Origin of the sequence: Bordetella genomosp. 11, assembly GCF_002261215.1 — a bacterium.
GTDB lineage: Bacteria > Pseudomonadota > Gammaproteobacteria > Burkholderiales > Burkholderiaceae_B > Bordetella_C.
The window spans coordinates 1,001,451-1,015,804 of record NZ_NEVS01000004.1; the positions used below are offsets into that span (position 1 = coordinate 1,001,451).

The following is a 14,354-nucleotide window of genomic DNA, read 5'->3' on the forward strand; positions in this document are numbered from 1 at the left end:
CGTGGGAAAAGGCTATTTTGCTACATCTTGCCACCCCATCCCGTCGCGCGAGAACCCGCGCAATTTGTCCTCGTCCAGTGCCAGCCCCAGCCCCGGCTCGTCCGTCAGCGCGATCACGCTGTCCCGTTGCGCCGGCAGGGGGCTCGCAAGCATGTCATGCAATGGGTTGCGGATATACATGTCTTCGAAATACCGGAAGCGCGGTATCGCGGCCGACAGATGCATGGACGCCGCGATGCAGATCGGCCCCGATGCGCCCGTATGCGGGCACACCGCGATGTTGTAGGCATCCGCCAGGGCGGCGATGCGGCGGCATCCCGTAAAGCCGCCTGCGCGGGCGATGTCCGGCTGCGCCACATCCAGCAGGCCTTGCTCGAAGAAGGGCCTGAAGCCCGCGCTGGTGAATTCGCCTTCGCCGGCCGCGATGCGGATGTCCTTGACGGCGCCGCGCACGCGGGCATAGCCGGGCAGGTCGTCCGCCAGCACGGGTTCTTCCAGCCAATAGACGCCCAGGCGTTCCGCCGCCCGTCCGACGACGATGGCGGAGGTGGGGTCGTATCCCGCGTTCGCGTCCAGCATGATCTCGATATCGGGTCCGACGGCGGCGCGCACCGCTTCGATGCGCGGGATGTCGGCGTGGATGCCTTGTCCCACCTTCAGCTTGATGGCGCGGTATCCCTGTTTCACCAGGGCGCGCGACTCGTCGGCCATGACTTCCGGGGTATCCAGCAGCACCGACGATGCATACGCCTCGATCTGCCGCCGTCCGCAGCCTGCCAGCAATTGCCAGGTCGGCCGGCCGGCGGCCTTGCCCAGCAGGTCCCACAGCGCGATATCGACGCCCGCGATCGCTTCCATCAGGAAGCCGCGGGAATGCCCGCGTGCTCGCATCGTGCGATACATGTCTTCCCACAGTCCCTCCACATGCTGCGGGTCGCGGCCGATCAGCACGGGGGCCAGGATCTCCCGTACCACGGCGGCGGCGACGCCCGGCCCCAGGCGGGCAATGCATTCGCCGGTGCCGTGGATACCCTCGTCCGTGACGATCCGCACCGCCGTGGCGGTGAGCGAGGCCAGCGTGAAGGTGGAGATGCGCCAGGGCTTTTCCAGCGGCGCTTCCAGTGTCATGGTCTGTATGGCGGTGATCTTCATGCGGGTTTTCCTCCGCGATGGGCGGTCAGCGTGGCCCAGGGGCCGGAATTGCCGGGATAGGTGACGCCGTAGCGCGCCACCGCATCCTCGTCGAAACGAAAGGCCAGGCCGGGCTCTGTCGGCAGCAGCAGCTGGCCGCCGCGGGCGACCAACTGCCGGTCCAGCAGGCGGCGCAGGTTGACGATATGGTCGTCCGGCATGAACTCCATCCAGTTGGCGTTCGGGCACGACGCCACCAGGTGCACATGGATGTCATGCCAGGCATGCGGGGCTACCGGTACGCCGTAGCTGGCCGCCGTGGCCGCGATGCGCCGCCATTCCGTGATGCCGCCGCACACCGTGGCGTCCGTTTGCAGGATGGTCGCGGCACCGCGCTCCAGCAGGTCCTTGAAGCGCCAGCGGCCGGCTTCGATTTCACCGGTCGCCACGGGAACGCGGGTGGCGCGCGCCAGGCGGGCATGATTGTCGATATCGTCGGGAGAGAACGGTTCCTCGATCCAATAGGGACGGTGCGGTTCGATGCGCTCCATGTATTGCAAGGCGGTGGGCAGGTCGGGCCAGGCGTTGTTGGCGTCCAGCATCAGGTGCACGTCCGGGCCGATCGCCTCGCGTACCTTGCCCACTCGCGCGGCTTCCTGTCCGGGCGGCAGCTTGCCCACCTTGATCTTGACCGCCGCGTAGCCCTCGTCGACGAAGGCGCGCATTTCGGCGGCCAGGTCGTCGTCCGTCTTGCCGGGCCAGTAGTAGCCGCCGCTGGCGTAGGCCGGCACCTTGTCCGTGACCACCGCGCCCAGCAGCTTGTACAAGGGCTTGCCCACGCTGCGCGCGTTCAGGTCCCACAGCGCCACATCCAGCGCGGACAAGGCGCGCAGCACGGCGCCGGCGCGTCCCTGCAGCAGGGCCTCCTGGTACATCTCGCGCCACAGCCCTTCGACGCGCCAGCTGTCGTGGCCCAGCAGCAGAGGGCCCAGGAGGTCCGTCACGGCCACCTGCAGCAGGCGGCCGGACGTGTTGACCGCGTAGCAATAGCCGATGCCTTCGACGCCGTCCGTGTCGCGGACACGCACCAGGCAGTATTCGCGCGCGTTGACGGTGCGCGTGGAAAACTGCACCGGGTTGTCCAGGGGGACCCTGGCGATGCAGGCCGATACCGATTCGATAGCTGCCATGGTTACTCCGCTTTGATGCCGGTTTTCTTGAAGACGTCCGCCCACTTCGCATATTCGCTTTGCATCAGCGCGGCGAATTCGGCGGGCGTATCGCCGACGGGAACGGCCCCTTGCTGGGCCAGCCACTGCTGGGTTTCGGGCTTGCGCACGATCGCCACGATCTCTTTGTTCAGCCTGTCGACGATGGGCTGGGGCGTGCCGCCGGGCGCGATGACGCCGAACCACACATCCGAGTCGTAGCCCGGCACGGTTTCGGCCACCGTGGGGACGTCGGGCAACACCGCGGCGCGCTGCGCCGAGCTGACCGCCAGGGCCTTCAGGCGCTTGTCTTTCAGGAAGGGCAGGGACTGGACGGTGGTCAGGAACATCAGCGATACCTGGCCCGCCAGCAGATCGTTCATGGCCGGCGCGCCTCCGCGATAGGCGACGTGGGTCATCTTGATGCCGGCCATCTGGTTCATCAGCTCGTGCGACAGGTGCTGCGTCGAGCCGTTGCCGGGCGAGCCGAAGTTGATGCTGCCCGGCTTGGCCTTGGCCAGCGCGATCAGCTCCGCGACGTTGTTGGCCGGCAGGTGGGGATTGGCCAGCAGCACGAAGGGCGAGGTCGCCACCACGCAGACCGGCGTGAAGTCCTTCAGGACGTTATAGGGCAGGTCCTTGTAAAGCAGGCCGTTGGTGATGTGCGACGAGATCGTCAGCATGAGGGTGTAGCCGTCGGGGGCCGAGCGCGCCAGTTCCGTGGTGCCGATCACCCCATTGGCGCCGCCACGGTTTTCGACCACCACGGTCTGCCCCAACGATTTGCCCAACTGCTGGGCCAGGTAGCGCGCCAGCATATCGGTACCCCCGCCCGGGGGAAATCCGACGATCAGCTTGAGCTGCTTGTCGGGATACGCGGCCCGCGCGCTATCGGGCGCCGTGCCGAACGCGAGCGCCGATACGGCGCCCAGGATGGCCAACCAATGTCGTGCCTTCATGTCGTCTCCTCCAGGGAAGTTGCCTCGTCCGTGTCTCCGGGCGTAGGCGGGGTGTCGCCCCGGGCGCGGCGGCCCTAATGGGCGTGGAACTTGCGCAGCCGCTCCATGCCGTTGCGCAGGTGCGCGCCGGCGGCCGTCGCGGCCGCCGCGCTGTCGCGCGCGGCGATGGCGTCGTAGATCGCCTGGTGTTCCTGTTGCACCGCCTGCAGCCAGCCGGCAATGCTGCTGTTGCCGCGGCTGATGCTCAATTGCGCGCGGACATGGCGCTCCAGGAAACGCGTGAAGTCGTCGTAGACGCGGTTGTTGGTGGCGCGTGCGATGGCGCGATGAAAGCGCATGTCCTGCTCCACGCCGTCGCCGCCGTGCTTCTGCACGTGTTCCAGCTCTTTCAGGGCGGCGCGGATTTCGCGCAACTGCGTGGCGGTGGCCCGTTCGGCGGCCAGCGCCGCCGCTTGCGTCTCCACCCCGATCCGCAGCTCGAAGACCTGCTGGACGGTTTGTTGCGGCGATTCGGCGCCGGCCATGATGCGAAAAGGCGCGGCGGTAAGGGTTTCGGCGACGAAGGCGCCCAGGCCTTGCCGGGTGGTGACCAGCCCGTCGGATTTCAGGCGGGCGATGCCTTCGCGTATGACGGTGCGGCTGACACCGTACTCCGCGGCGAGCTGTTCCTCGGTGGGAAGCCGGCTGCCGGGTGCGCGCTCGCCCGACTCGATCTGGCGTGCCAGGATCTCGCTGAGCTTTTCCGTCAGGTTGGCATTGCGCAGGGCAGGCGGCATGGGGAAGCGTCCTCGAGCAGGCCAGCAGGTGAGCCGGTCACATGGTTATCATACAAGTGGATGTTTTGCGGGCGCAAGACCCCGGTGGGTGCCGGCCTGAAATGTTTCGGGGCCGGGCAAGCACGCCATCGACGCGCTTGTCCGGCCCGGCGCGGCGGCTTCGCTTACGCTTTACGCGTGCGCTGCACGCCGTCGAATGCCGTCTGTACCATGCGTTGCAGCAGCGGCTGGATGCGGGTGGCGCGTTCGGGCAGGTAGTCGAAGGGCAGGGCTTCCTGCATATAGCTGCACTGCGTCATCTCCAGCTGGATGGCATGGATGCCCTGTTCCGGCTGTCCGTAGTGGCGCGTGATGTAGCCGCCGGTGAAGCGTCCGTTCAGTACGCTGGTATAGCCCTGCGGCTCGCCCTCGCGGGCCACGCCGTAGACGGCTTCGGCGATGTCCTGCGCACAGGCGATGCCTTTGCCCGTGCCCAGGTTCAGGTCGGTCAGCTTGCCTTCGAAGAATCGCGGCAGCACCGAGCGGATCGAATGCGCGTCCCACAGCAGCACCGCGCCATGCCGGGCGCGCAGCCGCGCCAGCTCCTCGGCCAGTTTGTCGTGATAGGGCTGCCAGACCTGCGCGCGGCGCGCGGCGACCTCGGCCTCGCCGGGGACGTCATCCGGGTTGCGGTACAGCGGCGTGTCGTCGAAGGTGTCGACAGGGCACAGGCCAGTCACGCTCTGGCCCGGGTACAGGCTGCTGCCATCGGTCGGGCGGTTCAGGTCGGCGACGTAGCGCGAATGCGTGGCGGCCAGCACCGATGCGCCCATGCCGACCACGAAGTCGTACAGGCGTTCCAGGTGCCAGTCGGTGTCGGGTACCTGGCGCGCCTCGTCGGTCAGGCGGTCGGCGATCGCGGGGGGCACGTAGGTGCCGACGTGGGGCATCGACACCAGCAGCGGCGCGGTGCCTTGCCGGAAGGTGTAGACGGGACGGTCGGTCAGGGCTTGGGACATGGATGTTCCTCCAGATGATGAATCAGCTTTCCGCCACGAGCATGCGGCGCACTTGGACGAATGCCGCCGCGGCCTCGTCGCGCAGTGCATGGCGGCCTTCCCGCACGCGGGCTTGTCCGCCCACCCAGACGTTGCGTATGGCGGACGTGCGGTGGCTGCCGAATACATGGGCCGACAGCATATCGCGCGCCGGCAGACCGGCCAGGGCGACATGCTGCGCGTCCAGTTCCAGGAAGTCGGCCTGTTCGCCGGGCTGCAGGCCGCCCGTGGCGCGTCCGCTGGCCCGGGCGCCGCCCGCCACGGCGGCCAGCGTCATCGCGGTGGCGACGTGCGGTTGTTCGGCATCGGCCATCACGTTGCGCTGGCGCGTGGTCAGGCGCAGGCCGTACTCCAGCCATTGCAGTTCTTCGGCGGCATTGACGGTGGAGTGGCTGTCCGAGCCTATGCCCCACAGTCCGTTGCCTTCGCGCCAGCGGGCCATGTCGAACAGTCCATCGCCCAGGTTGGCTTCGGTCGTCGGGCACAGGCCGGCCACCGCGCCGGTGCGCGCGGCATCGACGGCTTCCTCCGGCGTCATATGCGTGGCATGGACCAGGCACCAGCGCGGTCCCACCGGCGCGTTCTCCAGCAGCCAGCGCACGGGCGGCAGGCCGCTCCACGCAATGCAGTCTTCCACTTCCTTGACCTGCTCGGCGATATGGATGTGGATGGGCGCGCCCGGGTCCAGGGCGTCGAGGCCGGCCAGGGCCTCGGCCAGCGACGCGGGCGGCACCGCGCGCAGCGAATGCGGCGCCAGCCCGAGCCGTGCGCCTTGCGCGTCGCAGGCGGGCTTCAAGGTATCCAGCAGCCGCAGCATGGCCGCCGTGTCGTGCAGGAAGCGGCGTTGGCCGGCATGTGCCGCGGCGCCGCCAAAGCCGCCGGTCTGGTACAGCACCGGCAGCAGCGTCATGCCGATACCGGCCCGTGCCGCCGCGCGCAGGATGGCCTGCGCCATTTCCGGGCCCTGGGCATACGGCTGTCCCCGCGGATCGTGGTGCAGATAATGAAATTCGCAGACGCCGGTGTAGCCGGCCTCCAGCATTTCGACATACAGCCAGGTGGCGATCGCCTCGGCGTGGGCGGGGTCGATGCGGCCGGCGCAGCGGTACATCAGCTCGCGCCAGCTCCAGAAGCTGTCGGCAGCCTGGGCCCGGTATTCGGTCAAGCCGCAGAAGCCGCGCTGGAACGCATGCGAATGCAGATTGGGCATGCCGGGAATCAGCGGACCGGTGGCGCGTGGCTGGTCCGGTGCGGGGGCCGTGCCGGGCCGAACCGCCGTCAGGCGGCCATGCGCATCCCAGGACAAGGCGACGTCGCGCGCCCAGCCGCCCGGCAGCAGCGCATCCGCGGCCCAAAGACTGTGTGTTCCGTTCATATCGGTTCCTGTCCGCGCGTGTCGTCGCGGGTGGCCTGCGCGCGGGCGTTGCCGCCCGCGCCATCGTTCGGGGAAGGGAGCTCGATGTCCACGACCAGCAATCCCGTTTCAGGGGCATCGCCTTCGGGTGCGGCGCCGCGCACGCGCCAGCGTTGGGTCGCGCCGGCCCACCACAGGCCGGCGCAAGGCGCCAGCACATGCCGCGCGCCATCGCCGGTATCGACCTCCCAGGTGCCGCCGACGGCCATCAGCAGGCCGAATGCGATGGGCGGCAGTTCGCCGCTGTCACGGATGACGGTCACCCGTGTCCGCGCGGAGCCGCGGCGGCTCATCACATTGAAGTCTTCCGACGCGCCGCCCTGCAGAACGCAGTCGACGTCCACGTCGCCCGGGAAGGCGAAAGGCGCGAGCGGCCGGGTCAGCGCGTGTTCCCCCGCCGGCAAATCGCCACGCAACACGACGCCGGGACCGCTCAGCAGGGTGATGACGCGGTCCACGCCCGCGAAGCGCGAGAACGGCCCGCCGGCGTCGATGCGGGCAACGCTGATGCGCCACAGGAAATCGTCCAGTCCGGCGCCGGGCGGCCAGCACGCGATTTCGCGGGTCAGGCCGCCGCCGTTTTTCCAGGGTTGCGCGGGCAGGTCGGCCAGGCGGAAATGTGTCAGCCCAGGGAGCGTGGCGCTTCGGTTCCGATCGGCCGTCTCGCCGCTCCCGGGGGAAAGTCTGTCAGCCACGCTTGAGCACCGCCTGCAGGAATTCGCGCGTGCGAGGTTGATCGGGCATGGTGAAGATCCGCGACGGCGGGCCGGCTTCGATGATGCCGCCTCCATCCATCACCACCACGCTGTCCGCGACTTCCTGGGCGAAAGCCATTTCATGCGTGACCACCATCATGGTCATGCCTTCGGTCGCCAGGATCTTCATCACCTTCAGCACTTCGCCGACCAGTTCCGGATCCAGTGCCGAGGTGGGCTCGTCGAACAGCATCACCCGTGGCTTCATGGCCAGGGCGCGCGCGATGGCGACGCGCTGCTTCTGCCCCCCGGACAGGCTGGCCGGCATCGCGTCCGCCTTGTGCGCCAGCCCGACTTTCTCCAGCAGCGCGCGGGCTTCTTCTTCAGCCTGCCGGCGCGGGATGCCGCGCAGTTTGCGCGGGCCCAGGGTGATGTTGTGCAGGACGTTCAGATGCGCGAACAGGTTGAAGGACTGGAACACCATGCCCACTTCTTCGCGCAGTTTGTTCAGCTTGCCATCGGGCAGCATGCGTCCGTTGGCCAGCAGCGGCCGGCCGCAGATCTCGATGTCGCCGCCCTGCGCCTGCTCCAGGCCGTTGCAGCAGCGCAGCAGGGTGCTTTTTCCCGATCCGCTGGGGCCGATGACCACGACCACCTGCGACGGCATGACGTCCAGGTCGACGCCGCGCAGGACGACGTTATCGCCATAGGCCTTGGTCAACTGGCGGATGCGGACCATGGGTAGTTGATCGGCCGCGCTCATTGCACCATTCCTCCCGCGCGCAGGCGCAGCTCGATACGGCGCAGCAGGAATGTCGTGGCGCCGGTCAGGATGAAGTAAATCACCGCGATGGCCAGGTAGACCTCCAGCGAACGGTACGACACGGAGATGATTTTCTGGCCCTCGTGCATGACGTCGTGGATGGTCAGCAGCGAGACCAGCGCGGAGTTCTTGATCAAGGCGATGAACTCGTTGCCCAGCGGCGGAATCATGCGTACGAAGGCCTGCGGCAGCACGACGTTGATCATGGCCATGCGCGCCGGCATGCCCAGCGAGCGCGCGGCCTCGACCTGTCCGCGGTCGATGGACTGGATGGCTCCCCGCACGATCTCGGAGACATAGGCGCCGCTGTAGACCGACAGGCCGATGGTGCCGCACACGAACGCGGGCAGCATGATGCCGAACTGCGGCAGGCCGAAGAACAGGATGAACAGTTGCACCAGCAGGGGCGTGCCGCGGATCGCCGCCACGTAGGCCGAACAGATGCCGTAGACGACGTGCCGGCGCGGGTCCAGCCGGCCGATACCGACCAGCAGCCCGATCACGCAGCCGCACAGCAGCGACACCGAGACGATCTCCACCGTGACGGCGGCGCCTCGCAGCAGGTCGGGCCAGTTGGCCCAGACCGGGGAGAAATCCAGATCCATTCAGGGCCTCAGTTGCTGAACCACTTCTTGACGATGGCGTCGTAGGTGCCATCGGCCTTCAGCTGGGCCAGCGCCTTGTTCAGGCTGGCGGTCAGCTCGGGCTTGTCCTTGCGCACGGCCATGCCGTAGGCTTCGGTCGTCAACTGCTCGGGCAGCACCTTCAGGCCGCCGCGCGTGCGCACGTACTGATAGGCGGCGGGCTTGCCCGTGACGGCGGCATCGGCGCGGCCGATGGCCACCAGGTTGAACATCTGGTCGTTCTTTTCCACTTCCACCAGCTTCACGCCGGGATAGTTTTCCTTCAGGTAACTCACCGACTTGGTGCCCACCTGTACGGTGACCTGCTTGCCCTCGAGATCCTTGGGCGATTTGATGGTGGTGTTGTCGGCCTTGACCATCGCGACCAGGCCGCCGGCATAGTAGGAGTCGCCGAAGTCGACCACCTTGCGGCGTTCGTCGGTGATGTAGATGGCGGACACGGCCATGTCATAGCGCTTGGCCACCAGCCCGGGAATCAGGCCCTTGAAATCGATCTGAGTCCATTCGACTTTCTTGCCCATGGCCTTGGCCAGGGCTTCGACCAATTCGATATCGAAACCGGTCAGCTTGTCGTTTTCGACGTACTCCATGGGAGGGAAGGTGGCGTCGGTGACGACGCGTATCACGTCGTCGGCGCGGGCGGGGGCCGGCGCGGCGGCCCACAGCATCGGACACAGGGCGATCGCGGCCATCAGGGCGCGGCGGCTTAGGGCTTTCATGAAAGGCTCCTTGGGGTTCAGGACACGCAGGTCCGGTGGGCGGGGGTCAACTCAAACTCAACAGGCGGGACACGCGCGCGGCGGCCACCACTACCATTTCGATCAGTTCGCCTTCGCGGGGCAGGGCGCGCGCGATCGGGGCCATCAGCGTCATGCAGCCGGCCAGGCGCTGGCCAGGACCGAACAAGGGGGCGCTGGCGCCCCAGACGCCTTCATCGATTTCATTCTGGCTGCATGCGTAGCCGGCCTTGCGGATCGCGGCCAGCGATGCGCGGTCGGGCAACTGCGGATCCGTCGAGTCGCCCTGCCAGGCATCCAGCACGGCATCGCGCCGCGCAGCCGGCAGGTGGGCCAGCAGGCATTTGGCGGTGGCACCCTTGCGCAAGGGCACGCTGCGGCCTTTTTCGAAGGAACAGCGCAGCGCTTGCGGACTTTCCAGCATGTCCAGGCAGATGGCGCGGTCATTCACCGCCACGATCAGACCCACGCTTTCATGCGATTGCTTCACCAGCCTCTGCATGTCCATGCGCGCCATGTGGACCAGATTGGAGCTGGCATCGAAGCCCTGCGCCAGTTGCAGGCCTACCGGTCCGGGGGCATAGGTGCCGTCTTCTTCCTGCACGAAGCCCCACTGCTTCAGGCGGGCCAGCTGACGGTACAGCGAGCTGCGCGGCAGCCCGGTCGCGTCGGCCAGCTCCTGCGCGGTGGCCGGGCCATTCCATTGGGCCAGCGTGGCCAGCACCAGCAGGACGCGGTCTTGGGAAGCGGGGGAGTTCGCGGCGGCAGACATGATGGCGCAAGTATCGGCCAGCGCGGCACGCGCGCCAAGCGCGGAGTCCCATCCGGTGGGAATCGGCTGCGTATTTTGGATGAGCGGGGCGTACCCATCCGGCAGGCGTAAGTAGCTGATTTTTCGGAGAATGTGGTTTATTAAGGGATTACCCTAGGATACGGAATGCGCCGCGTTGTCCCATGCGGTGGGACAAACGGCCGGTGCCTGCCCCATTCCGGCGCACCGCGCAGGCCGGCGGCGCGCCCACCGCACCACACCGGAACATCGCCGCGGGCGGTTCGCCCGCATCGACGCGCCACGCTGGGGCATAGGCCGGATATATCGGATTTGGCGAAAAGTGATTCGTTATTTTTCATTGGAATAAATCAATGTCCACTCCTATGATCCGGCGGATATTTGGCCATACAGGGAGAAGCACGTGGCAGGGTGGGCGATCGGGATCGATATCGGCGGTACCTTCACCGATATCGTGGCGCTGGACTACGGGGCTTCGACCCTGTACAGCCTGAAAGTGCTGACGACGCACGGCGACCCCGCCGAAGGCGTCGCGGACGGCGTGGGCCGGATCGTGGCATCCCGCCGCATCGACCCGGCGAAGGTCACGCGTATCGTGCATGCCACGACGCTGTTCACCAACGCGCTCATCGAGCGTCGTGGCAGCAGGACCGGCCTGCTGGTCACGCGGGGCTTCCGGGACGTGGTCGAGATCGGTCACGAACGCAAGTACGACCTTTACGACCTGCAGATCGAGGCAGCGCCCGCGCTGGTCGAACGGCGTCTGCGGGCGGAGATCGGCGCCCGCATGGACGCCGGGGGCCGCGAAATCGAGCCCGTGAACGCGCGCGAAGTGATCGCCGCCGTGGGCGCGCTGGTCCGCGACGGGATCGAGTCGCTCGCGGTGTGCCTGCTGCACGCCTATGCCAGCGACGAACATGAGCGGCAGGTCCGTGAGATCGTGCAGGGGGAATTCCCCGATCTGGCGATCACCCTTTCCAGCGAGGTCGCTCCGGTCGTGCGCGAGTTCGAGCGCATGTCGACGACCTCGGCCAATGCCTATATCAAGCCCCTGGCCAGCCGCTACCTGGACAACCTGCAACGCCGCCTGCGCGATCTGGGCCTGCGCGCCGACATTCTGATGATGCTTTCCAATGGCGGTCTGTCCCACCTGGGCGAAGCGCGGCGCGTGCCCATCGAACTGCTGGAATCCGGCCCGGCGGCCGGCGCGATATCGGCGGCCCACTACAGCCAGCGCGACCGTCAGGCCGATCTGCTGGCCTTCGATATGGGCGGGACGACGGCCAAGCTTTGTTTGGTGGAAAGCGGCCAGCCCTCGATCTCGTTCGGCTTCGAAGCCGCGCGCCAGAAGCGCTTCGCCGAAGGCAGCGGCCTGCCGATACGCATCACCACGATCGACCTGATCGAAATCGGCGCCGGCGGCGGCAGTATCGCCAGCCAGGACGCACTGGGCCTGTTGAAGGTGGGACCGCATAGCGCCGGTTCCGAACCCGGGCCCGTCTGCTACGGACTGGGTGGCGACCAACCCACCGTGACCGACGCCAATCTGCTGCTGGGCTATTTGAATCCGGACTATTTCGCGGGGGGGACGATGTCCATCGACCGCGAGTCGGCGCGCGCCGCTCTCGACGCCATGGGAACGGAACTGGGCCACGACGCCATCGACGTCGCCTGGGGCATCCACGACATCGTTGCCGAGAACATGGCCGGGGCCGCGCGCGTGCACGTCGCCGAACGCGGCCGCGATCCGCGGGACTTCGTGCTGCTGTGCACCGGTGGCGGCGGTCCGCTGCATTCCTATTACGTGGCGCAGAAGATAGGCGTGCGCACCATCATCTGCCCGCCCGCCGCCGGCGTGGCTTCGGCCTATGGCCTGTTGGTCGCGCCGGCGCGCGCCGACCGCTCGCGCACGGTCAACGTGCGGCCGGCCGTGGACAGCCTGGAGGACCTGGAACACGCCTACACGGCGCTGGAACGCAACGCCGTCGAATCCCTCCGTCCGCTGGACGCGGCCTTCGGGCCGTGCGCGGCGCGGCGCAGCGCCGATGGCCGTTTCGCCGGGCAAGGTTTCAGCCTGACGGTGGATCTGCCGCCCGGCCCCTATGCGGGCGCGGGCGCCGCCGACAGCGAGACGGTACGCCAGGCGCTGCTGCGCGCATTCGAAGCCGGCTATCGCGAGAAGTTCGGCCGCACTCCGCCGGACGTGCCCATCGAACTGCTGAACCTGCGCGTCAGCGCAACCGCGCCGCCGCGCGAGCAGCTGGCCCACGCGGACATGAAGCTGGCCGGCCCTATCGAACCGGCCGGCATGCGCGCCGTCTATTTCCGCGAGTCGGCCGGCTTTGTCGATACCCCGGTCTACAAGCGCGACGTCCTGCATCCGGGTTTCGACCGCGTCGGGCCGATGCTGATCGAGGACGAGGGATCCACCCTGGTCGTCGGCCCGCGCGGCCACGTCCGGCAACTTCCAAGCGGCAATTTGATCGTCACGATTCAGGAGCAGCAGGCATGACCCATCCGAACCGCCGACACGGCGACCCGGCGGCAGACCCGATCTTCCTGGAAGTGTTCTGGACGCGGATCCGTTCCGTGGTCAATGAAGCCGCCAAGCTGATCGTCCGCACATCGTTCTCGACGCTATCCACCGAGGCGAACGACTTCGCCGTGGTGCTTACCGATTCCGCCGGCCGTTCCCTGGCGGAAAATTCCGGCAGCATTCCGTCCTTCATTGGCACGCTGCCGCGTACCGTGCAGGCGACGATCGCGCGCTTCGGCCGCGAGGATATGCGCGACGGCGATGTGTTCATCACCAACAACCCGTGGATCGGTACGGGGCACCTGAACGACGTCAGCCTGGTCAAGCCGATTTTCCATGGCGGCGTGCTGGTCGGCTTCGCGGCCTCCGCCGCGCACGTGCCGGACATCGGCGGCAAGATCCGCTCGGTGGACGCGCGCGAATTGTTCGAGGAAGGCTTTCATATTCCGCTGATGCGTCTGCTGCGCGACGGCCAGGCGGACGAGACGCTGCTGTCCTTGATCCGCACCAATGTCCGGACGCCGCAGCAGACGGTGGGCGACATCTGGTCGCAGGTCGGCGCGGTGGAGCTGATCGCGAATCGCCTCGACGCCATCCTGGATGAATACGGCCTGGCCGGTATCGATGCGCTGGCGCGGGCCTTGTTCGATCGCAGCGAAGCGGCCATGCGCCGCGCCATACGCCAACTGCCGAACGGCGAGTACCGCTACGCCATGGAAACCGACGGCTTCGAGAACCGGTTCCAGTACCACGTACGGGTGCGCGTCCACGACGAAGAAATCGAATGCGATTTCACCGGGACTTCGCCGCAGCAGCCGCGCGGCATCAATTGCGTGCTGGCCTACACCAGCGCGATGACGGTGTACGCGATCAAGAGCCTGCTGCTGCCGGAATTGCCGAACAACGATGGCCTGTTCCGTCCCATCGGTATCACGGCACCGGAAGGCTCCATCCTGAATCCGCGCATGCCGGCGCCGGTGGGCGGCCGTGCCTGTACCGGCCACTATGTGCCCACGGTGATCTTCGGCGCCTTGTTCGCGATCCTGCCGCGCAAGGTCATGGCCGGCGTCGGCTCGCCGCTGTGGATCGCCAACCTGAGCGGTACGCGCGAGGACGGACGGCCCTTCGCCACCGTGCTGTTCTATAACGGCGGCATGGGCGGGACGGCCGGCAAGGACGGCGCATCGGTCATGTCCTGGCCCAGCAATATCTCGGCCACGCCCATTGAAGTGGCCGAACGCGAAGCCCCGTTGTTCTTCAAGTACAAGCGCCTGCGCGCCGACTCGGGCGGGCAGGGGACCTATCGCGGCGGGCTGGGCCAGGAGATCTGCTTTGTCAGCCGGCATCACGCGCCGCTGGCTATCGTGTTCCTGACCGAGCGTCTGCGCGTGCCCGCGCCGGGACTGGGCGGCGGCGGCGATGGCGCGCTGGGCGAGGTCATCGTCAATGGCGAGGCCATCGACAGCCGCCGCCCGCATGTGCTGCATCCCGGCGACGAAGTGGTATTGCGCACGCCCGGGGGCGGGGGCTACGGCGACCCCGCGGAGCGGGATGCCGCGGCAAGGACACGGGATATCGCCCAAGGCTATATCTCGGCGGACTGA

General features: G+C 67.5%; 13 protein-coding genes. 2 read left to right on the forward strand and 11 right to left on the reverse strand.

Going from position 1 to position 14,354, the window contains the following annotated elements; translation table 11 throughout:
- Positions 1–12: 12 nt before the first annotated feature.
- The 11 genes from CAL28_RS12175 to CAL28_RS12225 all read right to left on the reverse strand — a co-directional run bounded on the left by CAL28_RS12175 (position 13) and on the right by CAL28_RS12225 (position 10,196).
- Positions 13–1,152 carry a mandelate racemase/muconate lactonizing enzyme family protein gene (locus tag CAL28_RS12175; RefSeq protein WP_094841626.1) on the reverse strand — a complete coding sequence of 380 codons (1,140 nt, stop codon included), beginning with the start codon at positions 1,150–1,152 and terminating at the stop codon, positions 13–15.
- A complete protein-coding gene (locus CAL28_RS12180; RefSeq protein ID WP_094841627.1) occupies positions 1,149–2,321 on the reverse strand; it encodes a mandelate racemase/muconate lactonizing enzyme family protein in 1,173 nt (390 codons plus the stop codon). The genes CAL28_RS12175 and CAL28_RS12180 overlap by 4 nt, the downstream gene beginning before the upstream one ends.
- 2 nt (positions 2,322–2,323) lie before the next feature.
- Entirely contained in the window at positions 2,324–3,298 is a 975-nt protein-coding gene (locus CAL28_RS12185) for a Bug family tripartite tricarboxylate transporter substrate binding protein (RefSeq protein ID WP_094841628.1), read from the reverse strand.
- A gap of 74 nt (positions 3,299–3,372) precedes the next feature.
- Positions 3,373–4,074 (reverse strand): FadR/GntR family transcriptional regulator, encoded by a 702-nt coding sequence (locus CAL28_RS12190; RefSeq protein ID WP_094841629.1) that lies wholly within the window; start codon positions 4,072–4,074, stop codon positions 3,373–3,375.
- 164 nt (positions 4,075–4,238) lie between these two features.
- Positions 4,239–5,072, reverse strand: a complete 834-nt coding sequence (hutG, locus tag CAL28_RS12195; protein ID WP_094841630.1) for an N-formylglutamate deformylase — start codon at positions 5,070–5,072, stop codon at positions 4,239–4,241.
- Positions 5,073–5,094: 22 nt separating this feature from the next.
- On the reverse strand, positions 5,095–6,486 hold the full coding sequence (locus tag CAL28_RS12200; protein ID WP_094841631.1) for a formimidoylglutamate deiminase: 1,392 nt from the start codon (positions 6,484–6,486) through the stop codon (positions 5,095–5,097).
- The gene (locus CAL28_RS12205) at positions 6,483–7,220 is read right to left on the reverse strand and encodes a HutD/Ves family protein (protein ID WP_440588381.1); all 738 of its coding nucleotides are present in this window, start codon (positions 7,218–7,220) and stop codon (positions 6,483–6,485) included. The genes CAL28_RS12200 and CAL28_RS12205 overlap by 4 nt, the downstream gene beginning before the upstream one ends.
- Complete coding sequence (locus tag CAL28_RS12210; RefSeq protein WP_094841633.1) at positions 7,213–7,983, reverse strand: amino acid ABC transporter ATP-binding protein; 771 nt, start codon at positions 7,981–7,983, stop codon at positions 7,213–7,215. Before CAL28_RS12210 ends, CAL28_RS12205 begins: the two co-directional genes overlap by 8 nt.
- Positions 7,980–8,648: an amino acid ABC transporter permease gene (locus CAL28_RS12215; RefSeq protein WP_094841634.1), complete on the reverse strand. Its 669-nt coding sequence runs from the start codon at positions 8,646–8,648 to the stop codon at positions 7,980–7,982. Before CAL28_RS12215 ends, CAL28_RS12210 begins: the two co-directional genes overlap by 4 nt.
- A gap of 8 nt (positions 8,649–8,656) precedes the next feature.
- Positions 8,657–9,406, reverse strand: a complete 750-nt coding sequence (locus CAL28_RS12220; RefSeq protein ID WP_094841635.1) for a glutamine ABC transporter substrate-binding protein — start codon at positions 9,404–9,406, stop codon at positions 8,657–8,659.
- A 46-nt stretch (positions 9,407–9,452) separates the two neighbouring features.
- Positions 9,453–10,196, reverse strand: coding sequence for an IclR family transcriptional regulator (locus CAL28_RS12225; RefSeq protein WP_094841636.1), 744 nt, complete (start codon positions 10,194–10,196; stop codon positions 9,453–9,455).
- Between the two features lie 421 nt (positions 10,197–10,617).
- On the opposite strand from CAL28_RS12225, the gene CAL28_RS12230 reads away from it, so the two are divergent.
- Positions 10,618–12,726, forward strand: coding sequence for a hydantoinase/oxoprolinase family protein (locus CAL28_RS12230; protein WP_254926104.1), 2,109 nt, complete (start codon positions 10,618–10,620; stop codon positions 12,724–12,726).
- A complete protein-coding gene (locus tag CAL28_RS12235; RefSeq protein WP_094841638.1) occupies positions 12,723–14,354 on the forward strand; it encodes a hydantoinase B/oxoprolinase family protein in 1,632 nt (543 codons plus the stop codon). Before CAL28_RS12230 ends, CAL28_RS12235 begins: the two co-directional genes overlap by 4 nt.